16 protein-coding genes are annotated in these 17740 nt (G+C 70.4%); 12 read left to right on the top strand and 4 right to left on the bottom strand.

Annotated features, from left to right (window positions below):
* The first annotated feature begins 234 nt into the window (after nt 1-234).
* Nucleotides 235-1035 carry a DUF3027 domain-containing protein gene (locus tag AB0L53_RS51285; RefSeq protein ID WP_358435960.1) on the top strand — a complete coding sequence of 267 codons (801 nt, stop codon included), beginning with the start codon at nt 235-237 and terminating at the stop codon, nt 1033-1035.
* A gap of 101 nt (nt 1036-1136) precedes the next feature.
* Nucleotides 1137-4184: a hypothetical protein gene (locus AB0L53_RS51280; protein ID WP_364011740.1), complete on the top strand. Its 3048-nt coding sequence runs from the start codon at nt 1137-1139 to the stop codon at nt 4182-4184.
* Nucleotides 4185-4186: 2 nt separating this feature from the next.
* Here AB0L53_RS51280 and AB0L53_RS51275 read toward each other — a convergent pair whose 3' ends face one another.
* The gene (locus AB0L53_RS51275) at nt 4187-5707 is read right to left on the bottom strand and encodes an alpha/beta hydrolase (protein ID WP_364011737.1); all 1521 of its coding nucleotides are present in this window, start codon (nt 5705-5707) and stop codon (nt 4187-4189) included.
* Between the two features lie 91 nt (nt 5708-5798).
* Nucleotides 5799-6014: a DUF2530 domain-containing protein gene (locus tag AB0L53_RS51270; RefSeq protein ID WP_225300771.1), complete on the bottom strand. Its 216-nt coding sequence runs from the start codon at nt 6012-6014 to the stop codon at nt 5799-5801.
* Nucleotides 6015-6096: 82 nt separating this feature from the next.
* Here AB0L53_RS51270 and AB0L53_RS51265 point away from each other — a divergent pair, with 82 nt between their 5' ends.
* The 4 genes from AB0L53_RS51265 (at nt 6097) to thpR (ending at nt 9937) form a co-directional block, all read left to right on the top strand.
* Nucleotides 6097-7539, top strand: coding sequence for an NCS2 family permease (locus tag AB0L53_RS51265; protein WP_364011734.1), 1443 nt, complete (start codon nt 6097-6099; stop codon nt 7537-7539).
* A 115-nt stretch (nt 7540-7654) separates the two neighbouring features.
* Nucleotides 7655-8107 carry a MarR family transcriptional regulator gene (locus AB0L53_RS51260; RefSeq protein ID WP_357957941.1) on the top strand — a complete coding sequence of 151 codons (453 nt, stop codon included), beginning with the start codon at nt 7655-7657 and terminating at the stop codon, nt 8105-8107.
* Nucleotides 8108-8130: 23 nt separating this feature from the next.
* Entirely contained in the window at nt 8131-9357 is a 1227-nt protein-coding gene (locus tag AB0L53_RS51255; RefSeq protein WP_364011731.1) for an MFS transporter, read from the top strand.
* A 22-nt stretch (nt 9358-9379) separates the two neighbouring features.
* Nucleotides 9380-9937 (top strand): RNA 2',3'-cyclic phosphodiesterase, encoded by a 558-nt coding sequence (gene thpR / locus AB0L53_RS51250; RefSeq protein WP_364011728.1) that lies wholly within the window; start codon nt 9380-9382, stop codon nt 9935-9937.
* A gap of 95 nt (nt 9938-10032) precedes the next feature.
* Here thpR and AB0L53_RS51245 read toward each other — a convergent pair whose 3' ends face one another.
* Nucleotides 10033-11001 (bottom strand): aldo/keto reductase, encoded by a 969-nt coding sequence (locus AB0L53_RS51245; protein ID WP_357957936.1) that lies wholly within the window; start codon nt 10999-11001, stop codon nt 10033-10035.
* Nucleotides 11002-11120: 119 nt separating this feature from the next.
* On the opposite strand from AB0L53_RS51245, the gene AB0L53_RS51240 reads away from it, so the two are divergent.
* Together AB0L53_RS51240 and AB0L53_RS51235 are read left to right on the top strand one after the other, a co-directional pair.
* Nucleotides 11121-12395 (top strand): MATE family efflux transporter, encoded by a 1275-nt coding sequence (locus AB0L53_RS51240; protein WP_364011725.1) that lies wholly within the window; start codon nt 11121-11123, stop codon nt 12393-12395.
* A 7-nt stretch (nt 12396-12402) separates the two neighbouring features.
* The gene (locus AB0L53_RS51235) at nt 12403-13413 is read left to right on the top strand and encodes a hypothetical protein (protein ID WP_364011722.1); all 1011 of its coding nucleotides are present in this window, start codon (nt 12403-12405) and stop codon (nt 13411-13413) included.
* Between the two features lie 83 nt (nt 13414-13496).
* Here the strand turns inward: AB0L53_RS51235 and AB0L53_RS51230 are convergent, their stop codons facing one another.
* Complete coding sequence (locus AB0L53_RS51230; protein WP_364011720.1) at nt 13497-13868, bottom strand: hypothetical protein; 372 nt, start codon at nt 13866-13868, stop codon at nt 13497-13499.
* An 86-nt stretch (nt 13869-13954) separates the two neighbouring features.
* Here AB0L53_RS51230 and AB0L53_RS51225 point away from each other — a divergent pair, with 86 nt between their 5' ends.
* From AB0L53_RS51225 to lhgO, 4 genes are all read left to right on the top strand, one after another.
* Nucleotides 13955-14860: an NAD(P)H-binding protein gene (locus AB0L53_RS51225; protein WP_364011717.1), complete on the top strand. Its 906-nt coding sequence runs from the start codon at nt 13955-13957 to the stop codon at nt 14858-14860.
* A 175-nt stretch (nt 14861-15035) separates the two neighbouring features.
* Complete coding sequence (locus tag AB0L53_RS51220; RefSeq protein ID WP_364011788.1) at nt 15036-15473, top strand: VOC family protein; 438 nt, start codon at nt 15036-15038, stop codon at nt 15471-15473.
* Nucleotides 15474-15555: 82 nt separating this feature from the next.
* Complete coding sequence (locus tag AB0L53_RS51215) at nt 15556-16545, top strand: NAD-dependent epimerase/dehydratase family protein (RefSeq protein ID WP_364011714.1); 990 nt, start codon at nt 15556-15558, stop codon at nt 16543-16545.
* Nucleotides 16542-17732, top strand: coding sequence for an L-2-hydroxyglutarate oxidase (gene lhgO, locus AB0L53_RS51210; RefSeq protein WP_364011711.1), 1191 nt, complete (start codon nt 16542-16544; stop codon nt 17730-17732). Before AB0L53_RS51215 ends, lhgO begins: the two co-directional genes overlap by 4 nt.
* The last annotated feature ends 8 nt before the right edge of the window (nt 17733-17740 follow it).

Below are 17740 nucleotides of genomic sequence, written 5' to 3'. Positions count from 1 at the left end.
TCCCAAACGGCGACGGATCGCCCTGGGACGGGCCCACCGATGATCCGGGATGAGCAGTGTGGCCACCTTCAGACCCGGTACCGGTCCTCCTCGATCGTCGCCCGCCCATAGCGGGGGTCGGGTCTGTTGATGTGCTGTCAGTGGGGCCGGGATGGGCGGTGTGGGCACCTTCGGGTCTGGTCATGGGTGAGAATGAAGTGTGAGCGAACAGCACCTTGCGGCGGAGGCGGACAGATGACCCGCACCCGGACCCGCGTCTCCCCGCCCGACCAGGCGTGCGTCGCCGCGGTGGACCTGGCGCGCGCCGCCGCGGAGGAGCTCGCGCGGCCGGGCGAGCCGGGTGAGCACCTCGGTTACGAGGGCGAGGGCGACCGCATCGTCACCCATTACTTCGCCTGTCTCGACCGGGCCTACCGCGGCTGGCGCTGGGCCGTCACCGTGACCCGCGCCTCACGGGCCAAGAACGTCACGGTGAGCGAAGCCGTCCTGCTGCCCGGCTCGGGGGCGTTGCTCGCGCCCGAGTGGCTGCCCTGGAGCGAGCGTCTGCGCCCCGGCGATCTGGGCGTCGGTGACCTGCTGCCGACCTCGGAGGACGACGACCGGCTGGAGCCAGGTTTCGTCAAGACCGACGACGAGACCGACCATCAGACGATTTTCGAGTACGGCCTGGGCCGGGCCCGTGTGCTCTCGGCCATCGGCAAGGACCGCGCTGCCAGACGCTGGCACTCGGGCGAGCACGGGCCGCATACGCCGATCGCACACGCCGCTCCCGCGCAGTGCTCCACCTGTGGTTTCTACTGGCCACTCGCGGGTGGGCTCCGGCAGGTGTTCGGGGTCTGCGCCAATGAGTACGCCCCCGACGACGGCAAGGTGGTCGCCGCCGACCACGGCTGCGGGGCTCACTCGGAGGCCGCGGTCATGCCGCCGTCCGTCGAGCAGGCGATGCCTATTCTCGACGACATGGGCTTCGACCTGATGGAAGAGGAGGCCGGATCCGTCGACGGAACGGCCACCGAGGAGCTCGGCCACTCCTGACCGCGAATGTCGGTGAGGGCCGCTAGCCTACGGTGGCCCCCCATCGGCGGACCCCGGACATGTGCCGGAGCCCGCCCCACCAGCGACCAGGATCGTGACAGATGACCGACACCTTTGGCACCGACCGGACGCGGGCCGCAGTGCTCGCCGCGTGGACGGCCTCGACCGCCCGATTCCGCGAGGACGCCAACGCCGAGGAAGATTTCGCCCTCGGCGGCTACCGCGACCGGCTCATTGTGGAGCTCGCCCAGAACGCCGCCGACGCGGCGCTGCGCGCGGGCGTGCCAGGGGTGCTCCGGCTGACGTTGCGTGACGACGTCCTGACCGCCGCCAACACGGGCGCTCCGCTCGACGCGACCGGCGTCGAAGGGCTGTCGACGCTGCGTGTCTCCGGCAAGCGGGACGAAGCGGGCGCCGCCGGCCGGTTCGGCGTCGGGTTCGCCGCGGTCGTGTCGGTGTGCGATGAGCCGTCGATCGGCTCGCGCGAGACGGGCGCCGCCCGCTGGTCGCGCGCTGAGACGGCCGCCGTGGTGGCCTCGGTGCCGGAGCTCGCCGCCGAGCTCGGCTCGCGCGGCGGCCATGTCCCGCTGTTGCGCCTGCCGTTCGAGGCCGAGCCGCTCGACGTGCCGCAGGGCTTCGACACGCTCGTACGCCTGCCGCTGCGTGACGCCGCCTCGGTCGCGGCGGTCCGGCGCATGCTGGCCGAGACCAGCCCGGCGCTGCTGCTCGGCATGCCCGCGCTGACGAGCATCGAGATCGACCTCGACGGCTCGGAGCGCCGGGTGTCGGCCGACGGGTGGCAGCTGGTGTCGGAGTCGGGTGAGTTCGCTCCCGACGAGGTGGCGGCCCTGTTCGCCGACCGGCCCACCGAAGAGCGCGCCCGTCCTTACTGGTCACTGCGCTGGGCCGTGCGCGTCGCCGACACGGAGCCCGCCCCGCTGCCCGCCGGGGTGCCGCCGGTGGTGCACGCGCCGACGCCCAGTGACGAGCCGCTCGACCTGCCGGCCCTGCTCATCGCCTCGTTCCCGATGGCCACCGACCGGCGGCATGTGGCCAAGGGGCCGCTGACCGACTTCCTGGTCGAGCGGGCCGCCGACGCCTACGTCAGGCTGCTCGGCGAGCTGCCGCGCACCCCCAAGCTCCTCGACCTCGTCCCCGCCCTGATGGGCAAGGGCGAGCTCGACGCCCGCATCCGGCGGGCCATCCTGCTGCGCCTGCCCGCCACCCCGCTGCTCCCGGCCCTGTCCGCGCCCGCGCCGGCCGTGCAGACGCCGTCGTTCGCCGAGGCCGAGGTCTATGAGCCCGACGCCGAGTGGCAGGTCGAGCACCCGGCCAGGGAGCCGCACGAGGACGGCTGGATCGTCGCCGGCCAGGAGGCGGCCGTGGTCGCCGGGTCGGGTGACCTGCTGGCCGCGATCGCCGACTTCGTCCCCGGCCTGCTGCCCGCCGGGTGGCCCGCCCGGCACCCGGCGATGGCCTCGCTCGGTGTGCGCCGGGTCGAGCTGGCCGAGGTCGTCGATCTGCTGTCCGGTGAGGCGGTCGAGGCGCGGGAGCCGTCGTGGTGGCGCTCGCTGTATGAGGTGCTGCCGGCCGATGACCCCGAGTCGCTGGGCGCGCTGCCGGTGCCGCTGGCCGACGGCCGTCTGGTCCGTGGCCCGCGCGGCACCCTCATCCTCGACCTGGGCGGCACCCGCCTGGCCTCGGCCCGCGACGGGCTCGATCTGACGCCTCTGGGGCTGCGGATCGTGCACCCGGACGCGGCGCACGCGGCGCTGCTGCGGCTCGGCGCCGCCGAGGCCACGCCACGGACGATCCTCGAAGACCCCATCACCAAGGCCGCCGTCGCCCAGTCCCTCGACAGCGCGGACTCCGAGCCCGTGGCGCAGGCCGTGCTCTCCCTGGTGGAGGCCGCCTCGCTGGTGCCGGGCGAGGCGCCGTGGCTGGCCGAGCTGGCGCTGCGCGGCAGCGACGGCGATCTTTACGCGGCGGGCGAGCTGATGCTGGCCGACGGCGCGCTGGCCGGGCTGCTGGAGCCCGACACGCACCTCGGGGTGGTCGCGCCGGAGCTGGTGGAGACCTACGGCTCCCGGGTGCTCGAAGCCGCGGGCGTGCTCGACGGGTTCGCCGTGGCGCACGACTCCGACGTGCTGCTCGACCATGACGACTGCGACCACGACCTCGACGGTGAGGAGGACTGGCTCGACCACGTGCTCGACCTGCTGCCTGAGCTGGAACTCCCGCCTGTGGTGCCGGACTTCGCCGCGGTGCGTGACCTGGAGCTGGTCGCCGACTGGCCCGCCGCGCTGGCGCTGCTGACCAGACCGCCGCTGCGTGCCGCGCTGCACCCGCTGCGGGTCGAGGGCGTCGAGGTGCCGTCCTACACGGCGTGGTGGCTGGCCAACCACCCCGTGCTGGACGGGCGACGGCCACGGGAGCTGCGGCTGCCCGGTGCCGACCCGCTGCTCCAGGGTCTCTATGGTGACGCGCCCGGTGGGCTCGACCCGGTGGCGCTGGGGATGCTCGGCGTACGCACCACGCTGGCCGAGCTGCTGGCCGGCCACGGCGGTCCCGAAGAGCTGCTCGACCTGATGGCCGACGAGTCCATCGAGGTCGACCGGGCCCAGTTGCGGGCCCTGTGGATCGCGCTGGCGGCCGTCGAGCCGGCGCGGGTGGCGCCGCCCTCGCGGGTGCGGGCCGTGCTCGGTGGCGACATCGTGGTGGCCGCGGCCGACGACGCCGTCGTGGTGGAGGCCCCCGACCTGCTCCAGCTCGTCACCGATCGGCCTCTGGTGCTGGCCCCTTACGACCTGGCCGAGTCGCTGTCCGAGCTGCTCGACCTGCCGCTGGCCGGTGAGCTGGCCCAGGGCGAGGTCACGTCCGGAGGCGAGACCCGTCCCGTGCCGCCAGAGGTGCGCTCCCTGCTCCCGACGGCTCCCGAGACCTACGTCGAGCACGAGAAGCTGCTGGTCGACGGAGTCGCCTGCACGTGGCGCTTCTTCGAGGGCTCCGTGCACTGCACCGGGCTCGACGGCCTCGCCCGCGGCCTGGCCTGGGCGACGGGCCAGTGGAACGACCGGCTCGCGGTAGCCGCGCTGCTGCACGATCCGACGGCCGTGCCGCTCCTGCTGGCCGAAGCCGACCTGTCGTAGGTTCACGCCGCCGGGCAGGTGGCGTTCGCGCCGGGGGTCTTGCCGGTGAGGAAGTAGGCGTCGACCAGGCGGCTGACGCAGGAGCTGCCGCTCATGTAGGCGCCGTGCCCCTCGCCCTCGTACGTGACCAGGACTCCGGTCTTGAGCTGGGCGGCGAGCTTGGGCGCCCACGCGTACGGCGTGGCGGGGTCGCCCTTGCCGCCGATCACGAGGATGGGGGCGGAGCCGGTGGCGTCGATCTTCTTGGACTCGTCGCTGCCGGACGCCGGCCAGTGCGCGCAGAGCGAGCCGAGACCCCCGGAGCTCATGAGCGGGAAGATCTTGGCGGTCTCGCGTTCGACCTGGTCGATCTCGGTGGGGCTCGGCCGTTCGGCGCTGTCCACGCAGTCGATCGCCAGGACGCTGGTCATCAGCGTCGAGTACGTTCCGTCGGGCTTGCGGCCGTTGTAGGAGTCGGCCAGAGCGAGCAGCTGAGTGCCGTCCCCCTTGGTCGCGGCGGCGGCCGCCTGCTCCAGCGTCGGCCAGCTGAGCTTGGAGTAGAGAGCGGCTATGACGCCGGTGCTCGCCAGGCCCTTGGTGAGCTCCCGGTCCCCCACCTTGAGCGGTTTGTCCCGCAGGCCGTTCAGCAGCGTCTCGACGCTCTTCCGCACGGCCGCGGGGTCGGCGCCGAGGTCGCAGCCCTGCTTCACGCAGTCGGCGGCGAACGCCTCGAACGCCTGCTTGAAGCCGGCCGTCTGCGTCTTCGCGCGCTCGGCGAAGCTGACGGTCGGGTCGAGGGCGCCGTCGAGGACGAACCGGCCGACGTTCTTGGGGTACTGGGTGGCGTACACGGCGCCGAGGTGGGTGCCATACGACATGCCGAAGTAGTTGAGCCGTTCGTCGCCCAGCGCGGCGCGGATGCGGTCGAGGTCGCGCGCGGCGTTCACGGTGCCGACGTGGGGCAGGAGCTTGCCGGAGTCCTTGGCGCAGGCGGCCCCGAACTCCTTGGCGGCCTTTGCCATCTCGTCGCTCGCGGGGTCCAGGGAGATCCACTTTTCGACGCTGCCGCACTTGACGGGTGCGCTGCGCTCGACGCCGCGCGGGTCGAAGCTGACCAGGTCATAGCTCGCGCCCACCCCGGCGAAGACCTTGGCGGTCATGGACAGCAGGTCGACCCCCGAGCCGCCGGGGCCGCCGAAGTTGAACACCAGTGAGCCGAGCCGGTCGCCGGAGGCCTTGACGCGGATCAGCGCCAGGTCGATCTGCTCGCCGTCCTGTTTGGCGTAGTCGAGCGGTACCGCGAGCTTGCCGCACTCGATGGCCGGGTCGGGCGCGGCGGGCTTGCCGTCGGGGCCGGTCAGGCCGGTGCACGGGCTCCAGGCGACGCTGCCGGAGCCCTTCGCCGTCTGCGCGGGTTTCGTGGCGGTGCTCGCCGTGGGCTGCTCCGCCGACCCGCTGGTGGGCTTGGCGGCGGAGCAGCCCACGAGGGTGGTGCTCGCGAGGGTCACCGCGCACAGGAGCGAGGGGAATGACGTCTTCTTCATGCCTCCAGCATGATCAGCCGGCTTTTTCCCAGGTAGTGGGGTGAAACAGCACTTTCCAGTGACTTCGGGGATCGGCCGGAGGTGACGAATGTCAGCTCCGGGACGCCCGCCTGTGCACGTACCAGAGGCCGAGGAGCCCGAGCCCGACCCCGGCGACGCAGGTCCAGATCCACCACGACTGCTCGGCGGCCGGGCGGAAGATCAGTAGCGCGACCAGCGCGAGCGCCCACGCGACCGTGCCCACGGCGACCGCCGCGACGTCGTTGGTCTCGATCGGCTCCGGGTCGGGACGCCATTCCTGCTTCACGGGATCCAGCCTAGCTTCCAATCGGGTCTCGATCCGATCACCGCCACTTTTCGCAGATGACGCAAACTGTCACTGTTCGCCCGTGAGTGACACAAGTAGCGGTATCGACAGGTTCTTCGCAATCTCCGCACGCGGCTCGACGATCTCCCGTGAGATCCGTGGCGGGCTGGCCACGTTCTTCACGATGGCCTACATCGTCGTGCTGAACCCGATCATCATCGCCAACGGCAAGGATGTCCAGGGGCAGTTCATCGGCGATGGCTCCTCGCCCAACCTGCCCCTCGTGGCGGCCGGCACGGCGTTCGTGGCGGGCGTGCTGACCATCCTCATGGGGGTGATCGGCCGGGTGCCCTTCGCCATGGCGGCCGGGTTGGGGCTCAACGCCTTCGTGACCATCAACATCGCCTCGGTGATGAGCTGGGAAGAGGCCATGGGGCTGGTCTTCCTGGAAGGCGTCATCATCGGCATCCTGGTGTTGACCGGTTTCCGGGTGGCGGTGTTCAACGCCATTCCGGCCCAGCTCAAGACCGCCATCAGCGTCGGCATCGGGTTGTTCATCGCGCTGATCGGCTTCGTGGACGCCGGCTTCGTACGCCGGGTGCCCGTAGGGCCGCCGCTGGAGATGGGCATCCACAACACCCTGACCTCCTGGCCGATCTTCGTCTTCGTCGTCGGGTTGCTCGCGACGGCGGCGCTGGTGGCCCGCAAGGCCAAGGGCGCGATCTTGATCGGCATCGTCGGCACCACCGTGCTGGCGATCATCGTGGAGTCGATCGCGAAGGCCGGCCAGGCCTCCGACAAGAACCCCGGCGGCTGGATGCTGAACGTGCCCACCCTGCCGGACCAGATCATCGGCTTCCACAACCCGCTGGTGCTGTTCAAGGAGTTCGACCCGTTCGGCGCCTTCAGCCGGGTCTCGGTGATCCTGGCCGTGCTGTTCGTCTTCACGCTGCTCATCACCGACTTCTTCGACACGATGGGCACCGTCGTCGGGGTCGGCCGCCAGGCCGGTCTGGTCGACGCCAACGGGATGCTGCCGCGTACCCGGGAGATCCTGCTCGTCGACTCGCTCGGCGCGGCGGCCGGCGGCGCGGGCTCGGTCTCCTCGAACACCACCTACATCGAGTCGGCCGCGGGGGTCGGCGAGGGCGCGCGGACCGGCCTGGCCAGCGTGGTCACCGGCCTGCTCTTCCTGGTGGCGATCTTCTTCGCGCCGCTGGTCAAGGTCGTGCCGTACGAGGCGGCCGCGGCCGCGCTGATCATGGTGGGCTTCCTGATGATGACCTCGATCCGCGAGATAGATTTCAACGACTACGAGATCGCCATCCCGGCGTTCCTGATGATCGTGGTCATGCCGTTCACGTACTCGATCTCGAACGGCATCGGTGCCGGCTTCATCAGCTACGTGCTGATCAAGATCGTTCGTGGCAAGGTACGGGAGATCCACCCGCTGCTGTGGGTGGTCATGGGCCTGTTCGTGATCTACTTCGCGCTCGGTCCGATCAGGGTGCTTTTCGGGGTCTGATGCCTGGTGAGGCCGTCTTCGCATGGGAGGCGGCCTCGGGGTATCAAAGAGTGAGACGAGAAATGAGGTAGGGAAATAACGTGGAGTGCCGTATAGTTAGCAAAGGTAATGACTCATGCTAACCAAGAACCAGTCCCAGATAAACCTGCGCAGCGACGCAGGCCTGGCCACAGCCCTGCGCGTGTCGCTGGCGCGGCTGACCAGGCGGCTACGACGACAAGCGGCGGCGCACTCGCTGACTCCCACGCAGTTCGCGACCCTCGCCGCGGTGGAACGGCATTCCGCGATAACCCCCGGCGAATTGGCCGAGCTCGAGAAGGTGCAACCCCCCTCGATGACTCGCGTGATCGCCGCGCTAGAGGAACGCGGTCTGGTGTCGCGCACACCGCACCCGACCGACCGGCGACAGGTGACCGTGACCGTGACCGAGGCCGCCCAGAAACTGCTGAAGGAGGAACGACGTCTCAAGGAAGCGTGGCTGAGCCAGCGCTTGAGGGATCTGACCGCGGAGGAGCGGGCGATCCTCAGGCAGGCGGCGCCGATTCTGGAGAAACTCAGCAGGATCTAGAGCCTGAAGAACCCAAGACCGGGATGTTCCGGTCTCTCAAGGTACGTAACTACCGCATGTTCGCAGCCGGTGGCGCGGTGTCCAACGTCGGCGGCTGGCTGCAACGCACCGCCCAAGACTGGCTGGTGCTCGATCTGACCCATGGCAGCGCGGCGGCCCTAGGCACGGCGACCGCGCTGCAGTTCCTGCCGATGCTGCTGTTCGGGCTCTTCGGCGGCGTGCTGGCCGACCGCTACCCCAAACGGCCGATTCTCATCGTGGCGCAGTCGCTCATGGCCGTGCTCGCCCTGGTCATCGGCGTACTGACGATGACGGGCAGCGCCCAGGTATGGCACGTCTACGTGATGGCGTTCACGCTGGGTGTGATCTCCTGCGTCGAGGTGCCGACCAGGCAGGCGTTCGTGGTCGAGATGGTGGGGCGCCGGGATCTGTCCAACGCGATCGCGCTCAACAGCTCCATCTTCAACCTGGCCCGCGTCGTGGGACCGGCGATCGCCGGTGTGCTGATCTTCCTGTTCGGGGGTACGGGACCGCTCTTCCTGATCAACGCGGTGACGTTCGCCGGCGTGATCTCCAGCCTGATCTTCATGCGGAAGTCGGAGCTGAACCTCTCCGTACCCGTACCGAGAGCCAAGGGCCAGCTCCGCGAAGGGCTGAGCTATGTGCTGCATCGCGAAGAGCTGCTGATGCCGGTGCTGCTGATCGGGTTCGTGTCGATGTTCTCCCAGTCGTTCTCGATGTCGATCGCGCTCATGGCCCGCGAGGTCTTCAAGGCCGGCGCCTCGTCCTTCGGCCTGGCCTCCAGCATGTTCGCCGTCGGCGCGTTGGGCGGGGCGCTGCTCGCCGCCCGCCGGGCCCGGCCGTCACGCCGCATGCTGATCGCCGGAGCCATCGGGTTCGGGCTGTTCCAGATCGCCACCGGGCTGGCCCCGGTCTATCCGGTGTACCTGCTGCTGCTGATCCCCACCGGCATCGCGCTGATCACGATCAACACGGCCGCGAACGCGAGCGTCCAGCTCGCCACCGCGCCCGACATGCGCGGCCGCGTCATGGGCATCTACATGCTCGTCTTCACCGGTGGCGCGCCAGTCGGCGCCCCGCTGGTCGGCTGGCTGTCGGAGCTGGGCGGACCCAGGACGGGCGTCATGCTCTCCGGGCTGCTGGTGCTGGTCGGCACGGGCGTCGCGGTGCTGCTGACGAGACTGATCAGCGCCCGTGTTGTGGGCGAGCCGGTGCTGGCGATCGCCTGAGCACGTTGCAGAATCGGGTGGCATGAGGTTATTCGCGGCACTGATGCCGCCCGATGAGGTGCTCGACGAGATCGAGCGCGCCATCGCGCCGCACGTCGGGCAGGTGCCGGGCCTGCGCTGGCCGGACCGCGCCACCTGGCACATCACGCTGGGCTTCTTCGGCGAGGTGTCCGAGCACGTCCTGCCGGAGCTGCAGGTACGGCTGGCCCGCGCCGTGGGCCGGCATGCCAGCCTGGACCTGGCCTTCACCGGGTTCGGGGCGTTCTCGTCCGCCCGCCGGGCCAGGGTGTTCTGGGCCGGGCTCTCCGGTGACTCGATGATCCGGCTGTCGGAGTCGGTCAGAGCGGGCGCCCGACGGGCGGGGGCCGTACAGACCGACGACAAGCACTTCCACCCGCATCTGACGCTCGCGCGGGCGAAGGCGGAGATGGACCTCCGCCCGCTCGTCGAGTCGCTGTCGGAATTCAGCGGCTCGACATGGCGGGCGAAAGCCGTCCATCTCGTGCGTAGCCATCAAGGGGCGCAGATGAGGTACGAGTCACTCGCACAATGGGATCTGGCACCCATCGGGCGCGATTAGGCTCCAGAATGTGGACCGTCCTCGCCCTTGGCTGCTGCCCGTCGTGCTCGGCCTCCTGCTGCTGATCGTCGTGATCGGCGCCCTGCTGGCCTGAGTTACCAGGCGTAGTCCTCCGGAGCCGGACGGTGTCCGGGGAAGATCTCGTCGAGGCGGGCCAGCGCCTGCTCGTCCAGCTCGATCTCCAGCGTGCGCAGGCTGCCGTTGAGCTGCTCCTGCGTGCGCGGGCCGATGATCGGGGCGGTGACCGCGGGCTGCTTCAGGAGCCAGGCCAGCGCCACATACGCGGGGTCCTCGCCGAGTTCGTCGCAGAACTTCTCGTACTGCTCGATCTTGTCGCGGTGCTTCTCGAGCTCCGTGACCATGCGGTCGGCGGCCGACCGGCCCTTGTCGATCTTGCGCAGCACGCCGCCCAGCAGGCCGCCGGCCAGCGGGCTCCACGGGATCACGCCGAGGCCGTATTCCTGGCTGGCGGGCAGTACTTCCAGCTCGACCGCGCGGGTGAGCAGGTTGTAGTGGCTCTGCTCGCTGACGAGCCCGATCGAGTTGCGGCGGGCCGCGGACTCCTGGGCCTTGGCGATGTGCCAGCCCGCGAAGTTGGACGAGCCCACATAGAGGATCTTGCCCTGCTGCTTCAGGACGTCCATGGCCTCCCAGAACTCGTCGAACGGCGTGTTCCGGTCGACGTGGTGGGCCTGGTAGATGTCGATGTAGTCGGTCTGCATGCGCTTGAGCGAGGCGTCGCAGGCCCGGCGGATGTTCAGCGCGGACAGCAGATTCTCGTTGGGCCAGTCGCCCATCGCGCCGTAGAGCTTGGTCGCGATGACCGTCTTCTCCCGGCGACCTTCGCCCTTGGCGAACCAACGGCCGACGATCTGCTCGGTGATCCCCTCGCCCTGCTTCCAGCCGTACACGTTGGCCGTGTCGAAGAAGTTGATGCCCAGCTCATGGGCCCTGTCCATGATCGCGAAGGAGTCTTCCTCCGTGGTCAGCGGGCCGAAGTTCATGGTGCCCAGGCAGAGTGGACTGACCCGGAGGCCACTGCGTCCGAGGTTCACATAATCCATGAACTCCACCCTAAATACCTGGAGTGCACTCCAGGCTAGTAGGGGTGGCGGGAATGCCTGGAGTCCGCTCCAGCCGCCGGAATGCCTGGCGTTCGCTCCAGCCTACTAAGATCGGCCGGGTGAACTCGGGCCTCCTTCGTGCGGCGGTGCCCCTGTTCCTCTCCATGGTCACCACTACGGTCGGCACGTTGGTGGTCACTTCCGTGCTCGGCAGGCACGCCACCGTCACGCTGGCCGCCTTCGCGATCATGTCGGCCGTACTGAACCCCGCCTCCGCCGCTGTCGTGGGCGCTCTCCGCGGGCTCGCGCCGTTCGTCGCGCCGTACAAGGACTCGCCCGCGGCGGCCGTGCCGATCCTGCGTGACGCGCGCTGGCTCACCCTGCTGGTGGGTACGGTCGGCGCGCTCGCGGTGCTGTGCGTGCCTCTGCTCGCCCGCGCCACCGGGGCGCCCGGCGAGGTCGTGGCCGAGTTGGGGCCGCTGCCCTGGCTCCTGTCGCTCTATCTGCTGGTGTTCGCCTCGGGCGGTGGGGCCAACACCGTCCTCGTGGCGCTCGGCCGCAGCCGCCAGGTCCTCTGGTCCAGCCTGGCGGCCAGCGCCGCGATGGTCGGCGGCACGGTCGCTCTGGTGCCGCCCCTCGGCCTGACCGGCGTGGGCATCGCCTGGCTGCTGTCGGGCGTCGCGGGTGTGCTCGTCTCGAACCTCTGCCTGCGCCGCGCCCTGGGGACGCGCGTCGGCCAGGGCCGGCCGCGGATCAGGGAGATCGTCCGGCTCGGCCGGGTGAGCATCCCGCTGGCCGGGACGGTCCTGATCAAGTTCGGGGGTCTCGGGGTCATCACCTTCGCCGCGAGCACGACCGGCACCCGTGACGTGGCCGCCCACGCGGTGCTGAGCACGCTCACCGGGTTCATCATGCTGGCCTCGATCTCCGTGGCGCAGGCCTCGGTGCCCGAGGTGGCCAGGGCCCGGGACGTGGCGGAGGCGCGCCGGGCCAACCGGGCCGCGGCCCTGCTCGCCCTGGCGGGGACGGCCGTGGCCGCGGCCGTGCTGCTCGGGCTCGGCGATTCGGCGCTGGTGCTGTTCAGCGATGACGCGAGCGTACGAGAGCGGGTCGCGGCGCTGCTGCCGCTGATGCTGCTGGCCTCGACGGCCGACGGGGCGCAGGCGGTTCAGGGCATCGGGCTCACCGCGCTCAAGCGGTCAGGGGCGAGCCTGATCTACTTCGCCGTCGGTTACGGGGTGATGGTGGCCGTGGCCGCACCTGTGGCCGCCGCCTGGGGGCTCGTCGGGCTGTGGTGGCTCATGGCGGTGACCAACGGGGTGCTGGTCGTGCTGCAGGGCACCGGATTTCATCGGCACAGCGCTACCGTGGGCGCGGCGTCCGTTGGGGCATGATGGCGGGGTGGGGGATGTTGTGATTCGTACGGCCGCCGGGGTTATCGCGGTCTTCATCGTGTTCGTTCCGGCGAATGCGGCCTTCGCCGATGACGGCGAGAAGAAACTGTTCACGTTCAAGGACGCGCGGATCACCGAGTCGAGCGGGCTGGCCGTGTCGCCGACGAAGGAAGGCGTCTTCTACACGCACAATGACAGCTCGGCGGCGCCGACGTTCTACGCGGTGGGTTCCGATGGGCGGACGCGAGCGACGTACCGGCTCCAGGGGGCGCAGGCTCGTGACTGGGAGGCGATGGCCGCGAGCAAGGACCCCGCCACGGGGCGTGGGGTGCTGTGGTTCGCCGACATCGGCGACAACCTGGACGGGGCTTGGCCGGACGTCTCCATCTACAAGGTCATGGAGCCGGAGACGCTGCGAGACGCCACCCTTCCGGCGGTCCGCTACCGGTTCCGCTACGCGGACGGTGCCAGGAACGCCGAGGGCATCATGGTCAACCCGGTGACCGGGCGGCTCTTCGTGGTGTCGAAGGAGTTCTCCGGGTCGGTGTACCAGGCGCCCAAGAAGCTCAGGAGCGACCGGGTCAACGTGCTCCGCAAGGTGGGCACGGCCCCGATCATGGCGACGGACGCCGCGTACGCGCCTGACGGCAGCTCGTACGTGATCCGTACGTACTTCTCGGCCACGGTCTTCCGGCCCTCGGGTGAGTCGATCGCCAGGGTGTCGATGCCGGAGCTGAAACAGGCCGAGTCCATCGCCTACACGCGCGACGGCAAGAGCCTGCTGACCGGCTCGGAGGGCGTTCGCAGCCCGGTCTACCAGGTGGCGCTGCCCACGGCCGCGTTACCGGCCGCCACTCCGTCCAGCTCGCCGTCCCACCGGCCGAAGACGACCGCGTCGCCGTCCGCCCGGCCGGTGGCGGCGGCCAAGGGGCTCAGCGCGCGTGACGTCCTGATCTGGCTGGCCGCCGCCGCGGGCGCCAGCGGCATCATCGCGGCGATCGCCCGCCGCAGTCGGTAGGCACGGTCGCCCGCCGCACTCGGTAGGCACGGTCGGCGGTCACATCCGGTAGGCGCGGTCGATGGTCGCCCGGTGGGCGCGCGTCATGGACGGCGCATCGTGGCCGTGAAGAGGTCGCCGCGGAGGGCGCGTTCGACCACCGCGATCGAGCGGGACAGGCGCACGAGCCGGGGCCCCTCCTCGCGGTAGGCGTCCAGGACCGCCTCGATCGCGTGGGGCGGTAGGTGGCCCTTGAGGTCGACCGCGGCGCCCCGGTAGCCGGCGCGGGCCGCCTCGATCGCCGCGCCGACGTGGTGGCTCGCCATCCTGGCCAGCGCGATCGGGTGGCGGCGGAGCACCTCGTAGGCGCGGTAGTCGGGCGGCACCGCGTCGAGCAGCCAGGCCACCGCCGAGGTCTCCCAGTCGGGGACGCCGGGCGGGCGGACCTCGGGCGGCCACTCTGGCGGGAGATACATAACGCCATCGTACTCACGTTCGATTTGTCGGTGTAGTGGTGGCTTTACCGGGGGTAATGCCGCAGTGGTAGCAAGGAGATCGGTCGATGGTCGCCAGTGATCTTGTTCTCGTCGCCGGGGTCGGTGGGGTGGGCCGCACGGTCCTTGAGCAGCTGCGCGCGCAGGACGTACCGGTGCGGGCGATGGTCCGTCGCGACGACGATCGGGCGGCTGAGTTGCGTGCGCTCGGCGCGGAGGTGGTCATAGGCGATCTGACCCGGCCCGAGACCGTCGCGGCCGCGCTGGAGAGTGCCGGACGGATGTACTTCGGGATGCCCGTTTCGCCGGACCATCTGCTGGCGGCGACCGTGGTGGCCACCGTGGCGCGGGAGTACGGGGACCTGACCGGCCTGGTCGACATGTCGCAGATGACGGTGTCGCAGATGACCGCCATCAGCACCGCCCAGTCGCACCAGCAGCGGCTGCACTGGCTGGCGGAGCAGGTGCTGAACTGGTCGGGCCTGCCGGTGGTGCACATCCGGCCGACGGCGTTCCTGGACAATCCGCTGTTCACCACGCTGGCGGCGCGTTCGATCCGGGAGCGCGGCACGATCGAGCTGCCGTTCGGCGCCGGGCGTACGTCGCCGATCGCCGTGGCCGACGTCGCCCGGGTGGTCGCCACCGTGCTCCACGACCCGGCTCCGCACATCGGGCACGTCTATGAGCTGACCGGGCCGCGTACGGTCGACATGACGGAGATGGCGGAGGAGTTCTCACGGGCGTTGGGGCGTCCGGTGGCCTATGTGGACGTGCCCCTGGACCGGTGGCGGGCCGAGGTGCTCGCGAAGGCGGGCCTGCCGCCGCACACCGAGCAGCACATCGCCACCATGGCCCGGCTGCACCGCGAGAACCGCTACGACCGCGCGTCCGACGACGTGGAACGCCTAACGGGCGTAGCCGCCCAGACGATCGAGGCGTTCGTGGCCGCGCGCAGGGGCTTCTACCTGGGCTGAGTCGTTCCGTATTGGGGGAGCGACGACCGCTTACCGATAGTTGACGCTGCCGTTCCTGGACTTAGCCCGTGACGTGCGCGAATGTGGAAATAGCGACCCCCCATGCCATGACAGCAGCCCCGGGGACAGGCACCGGCCACCGGGGATCGAACGGGGAGGATCCGCCGCTGTGGACATGAAGCTTGAGGTCGTGGTGGTGCCGGTCGCCGATGTCGACCGCACCAAGGACTTCTACAAGGCGCTCGGGTGGCGGGAGGACGCCGACGTCGCCGTCGGCGTCGACTTCCGGGTGGTGCAGCTGACCCCGCCCGGCTCGCCGTGCTCGATCATCTTCGGCACCGGCGTCACCTCGGCCGCGCCGGGTTCGAGGCAGGGCCTGCATCTGATCGTCGACGACATCGAGGCGGCACGGGCCGAGCTCGCCGAGCGCGGGGTCGACGTGGCTGAGGTGTTCCACGACGCGGGCGGGGTGTTCCACCGGGCCGGGACCGAGGGGCGGGTGCCGGGTCCGGACCCGGACCGCCAGAGCTACGGCTCCTACACCTCCTTCAGCGACCCTGACGGCAACGGCTGGATACTCCAGGAGGTCACCACCCGCCTTCCGGGCCGCTGAGCCCGGAACGGAGGCCGGGAACGCCGCTGCGCAGGGATCAGACAGTTGATGGACCATCCAAGTAAGCGCTAGCTTCCTTGGCATGCGCGTCCTGGTCAGCGGTGCCTCGGGGTTCGTCGGCTCGCACGCGGTCACGGCCCTGATCGCGGCCGGTCATGAGCCATGTCTTCTGGCGAGAAATCCGGAGAAAGTGCGTCGGGTCCTGGGTGCCGGGGACTGGGTGATCCGGCAGGGGGACATTCGTGACGCGCCGGCCGTACGGGCCGCTCTGGAGGGGTGCGACGCGGTGCTGCACGCCGCCGCCGACATGGGGGTCACCGGCCACGGGGCGGACCTGCGCGGGTCCAATGTCGTCGGGCTGCGCAACGTGCTCGGGCAGGCCGTCGAGCTGGGGCTGGATCCGATTGTGCACGTCTCCACGATCGCGGTGTTCGTGCCGCCCGCCGGGCCGCTCATCACCGCCGACAGCCCGCTGGCCAGCCCCAGGAACGCCTATGGCCGGTCCAAGGTCGAGGGCGAGCGGTACGCCAGGGAGCTGGGCGGTGTGACCATCGTCTATCCGGGCGGCATCACCGGGCCGGGCCAGCCGACGCTCGACGCGCTCAACGAGGGGCTCCGCGCGGGCCTGCGGTGGGGCTGGCCGATCGTGCCGGGCGGGGTGGGCGTGCTCGATGTTCGGGATCTGGCCGTCGCGCTGGCTCGCTGTTTCACGCCCGGCCGCCGGGGCCGCCGCTACCTGCTTGGGGGACATTTCCTGACCTGGGCGCAATTGGCGGACATATGTGCGGAGGTGACGGGACGGGCGGGCCTGACCTACCGGATGCCCGGTGGCCTGCTGCGCGGGATGGCCGCGACGCTCGACGGGCTCAAGCGGCTGGCGCCCATCGACTACCCGCTCACCCGTGACGCGGCCGACTTCATGCTCACCCTGGTCCCCACCGACGACGGCCCCGCGCTCAAGGACCTCGGTCTCACCCTGCGCCCAGTGGAAGACACCGTTTCGGATACATTGCGGTGGTTGACCGCTGAAGGCCACCTGGACCCCGCCAGAATCGGCAAACTGGCGCTGTGACAGAGAAGATCGGTGTCATCGGGGCCGGCATCGTCGGCCTGGCGGTCGCCCGCGAGCTCGCCACCACGCGAGGTGCCGAGGTGACGGTCCTCGAGAAGGAGGACCGCGTCGGCGCGCACCAGACCGGCCACAACAGCGGCGTCGTCCACGCGGGCATCTACTACCCGCCGGGCTCGCTCAAGGCCAGGCTCTGCCGTGAGGGCGTGGCGCTGCTCAAGGAGTACTGCGCTCACCACCGCCTGCCGTACGAGGAGGTCGGGAAGCTGGTCGTGGCCTCCACCAGCGCGGAGCGGCCACGGCTCGCGGCGCTGGCGGAGCGGGCCAGGGCGAACGGCGTGCCCGGCATCACCGAGCTGGACGCGCTCGGCCTGCGCGAGGTCGAGCCACACGCCGTCGGCGTCGGCGCGGTCCACTCGCCGCACACCGCGATCGCCGACTTCCCCGCCGTCGCGCGCCGATTGGCGCTCGACGTGGCCGAGCTGGGCGGTTCGGTACGGCTGGCACACCCGGTCAGGGCGATCAGGGAGACCGCCGGGAGCGTCGAGGTGCTGGCCGCCGGGCGGCGCTTCGCCTTCGACCGGCTGGTGATCTGCGCCGGACTGGGCACCGACGCGGTGGCCCGGATGGCGGGACGGCGGGGCGACATCAGGATCGTGCCGTTCAGAGGCGAGTACTACGCGCTCGCCGGAGCGGCCAGGGATCTCGTGCGCGGTCTGATCTACCCGGTGCCCGATCCCCGTTACCCGTTCCTCGGCGTCCATCTGACCAGGCACATCGACGGCGAGGTCCTGGTCGGGCCGAACGCGGTGCTCGCGCTCGCCTATGAGGGCTACCGGGGTTACAACCTCCGTAATTCCTGGCAGATTCTGCGCTGGCCGGGCACGCTGCGCATGGCCCGGCAGCACTGGCGCACCGGGCTCAAGGAGGTGCACGGCTCGCTGGTCAAGGGGGCCTTCGTCCGGGCAGCGCGCCGCTACGTGCCCGAGCTCACCGCCTCCGACCTGCGGCGAACCGAGGGCGGGGTACGCGCCCAGGCCGTGGCGAAGGACGGCCGGCTGGTCGACGACTTCGCCGTGGACGTGGAAGGCAGGGTCGTGCTGGTACGCAACGCGCCGTCCCCCGCGGCCACCTCCAGCCTGGCGATTGCTCGGCACATCTCCGGAATTGTCCCAGCACTCGTTCGGTGAGGGCATCC

Origin of the sequence: Nonomuraea sp. NPDC052129 (assembly GCF_040680095.1) — a bacterium.
Lineage (GTDB): Bacteria > Actinomycetota > Actinomycetes > Streptosporangiales > Streptosporangiaceae > Nonomuraea.
The sequence above is the reverse complement of the archived record's forward strand: the minus strand, read 5'-3'. Positions and strand labels throughout refer to the sequence as shown.

Bases quoted from the DNA above. Each gene is read 5' to 3' on its own strand.
- AB0L53_RS51285 (WP_358435960.1), top strand. From the start codon at position 235: ATGACCCGCACCCGGACCCGCGTCTCCCCGCCCGACCAGGCGTGCGTC.
- AB0L53_RS51280 (WP_364011740.1), top strand. From the start codon at position 1,137: ATGACCGACACCTTTGGCACCGACCGGACGCGGGCCGCAGTGCTCGCC.
- AB0L53_RS51275 (WP_364011737.1), bottom strand. From the start codon at position 5,707: ATGAAGAAGACGTCATTCCCCTCGCTCCTGTGCGCGGTGACCCTCGCG.
- AB0L53_RS51260 (WP_357957941.1), top strand. From the start codon at position 7,655: ATGCTAACCAAGAACCAGTCCCAGATAAACCTGCGCAGCGACGCAGGC.
- AB0L53_RS51255 (WP_364011731.1), top strand. From the start codon at position 8,131: ATGTTCCGGTCTCTCAAGGTACGTAACTACCGCATGTTCGCAGCCGGT.
- thpR (WP_364011728.1), top strand. From the start codon at position 9,380: ATGAGGTTATTCGCGGCACTGATGCCGCCCGATGAGGTGCTCGACGAG.
- AB0L53_RS51245 (WP_357957936.1), bottom strand. From the start codon at position 11,001: ATGGATTATGTGAACCTCGGACGCAGTGGCCTCCGGGTCAGTCCACTC.
- AB0L53_RS51230 (WP_364011720.1), bottom strand. From the start codon at position 13,868: ATGTATCTCCCGCCAGAGTGGCCGCCCGAGGTCCGCCCGCCCGGCGTC.
- AB0L53_RS51225 (WP_364011717.1), top strand. From the start codon at position 13,955: ATGGTCGCCAGTGATCTTGTTCTCGTCGCCGGGGTCGGTGGGGTGGGC.
- AB0L53_RS51220 (WP_364011788.1), top strand. From the start codon at position 15,036: ATGAAGCTTGAGGTCGTGGTGGTGCCGGTCGCCGATGTCGACCGCACC.
- AB0L53_RS51215 (WP_364011714.1), top strand. From the start codon at position 15,556: ATGCGCGTCCTGGTCAGCGGTGCCTCGGGGTTCGTCGGCTCGCACGCG.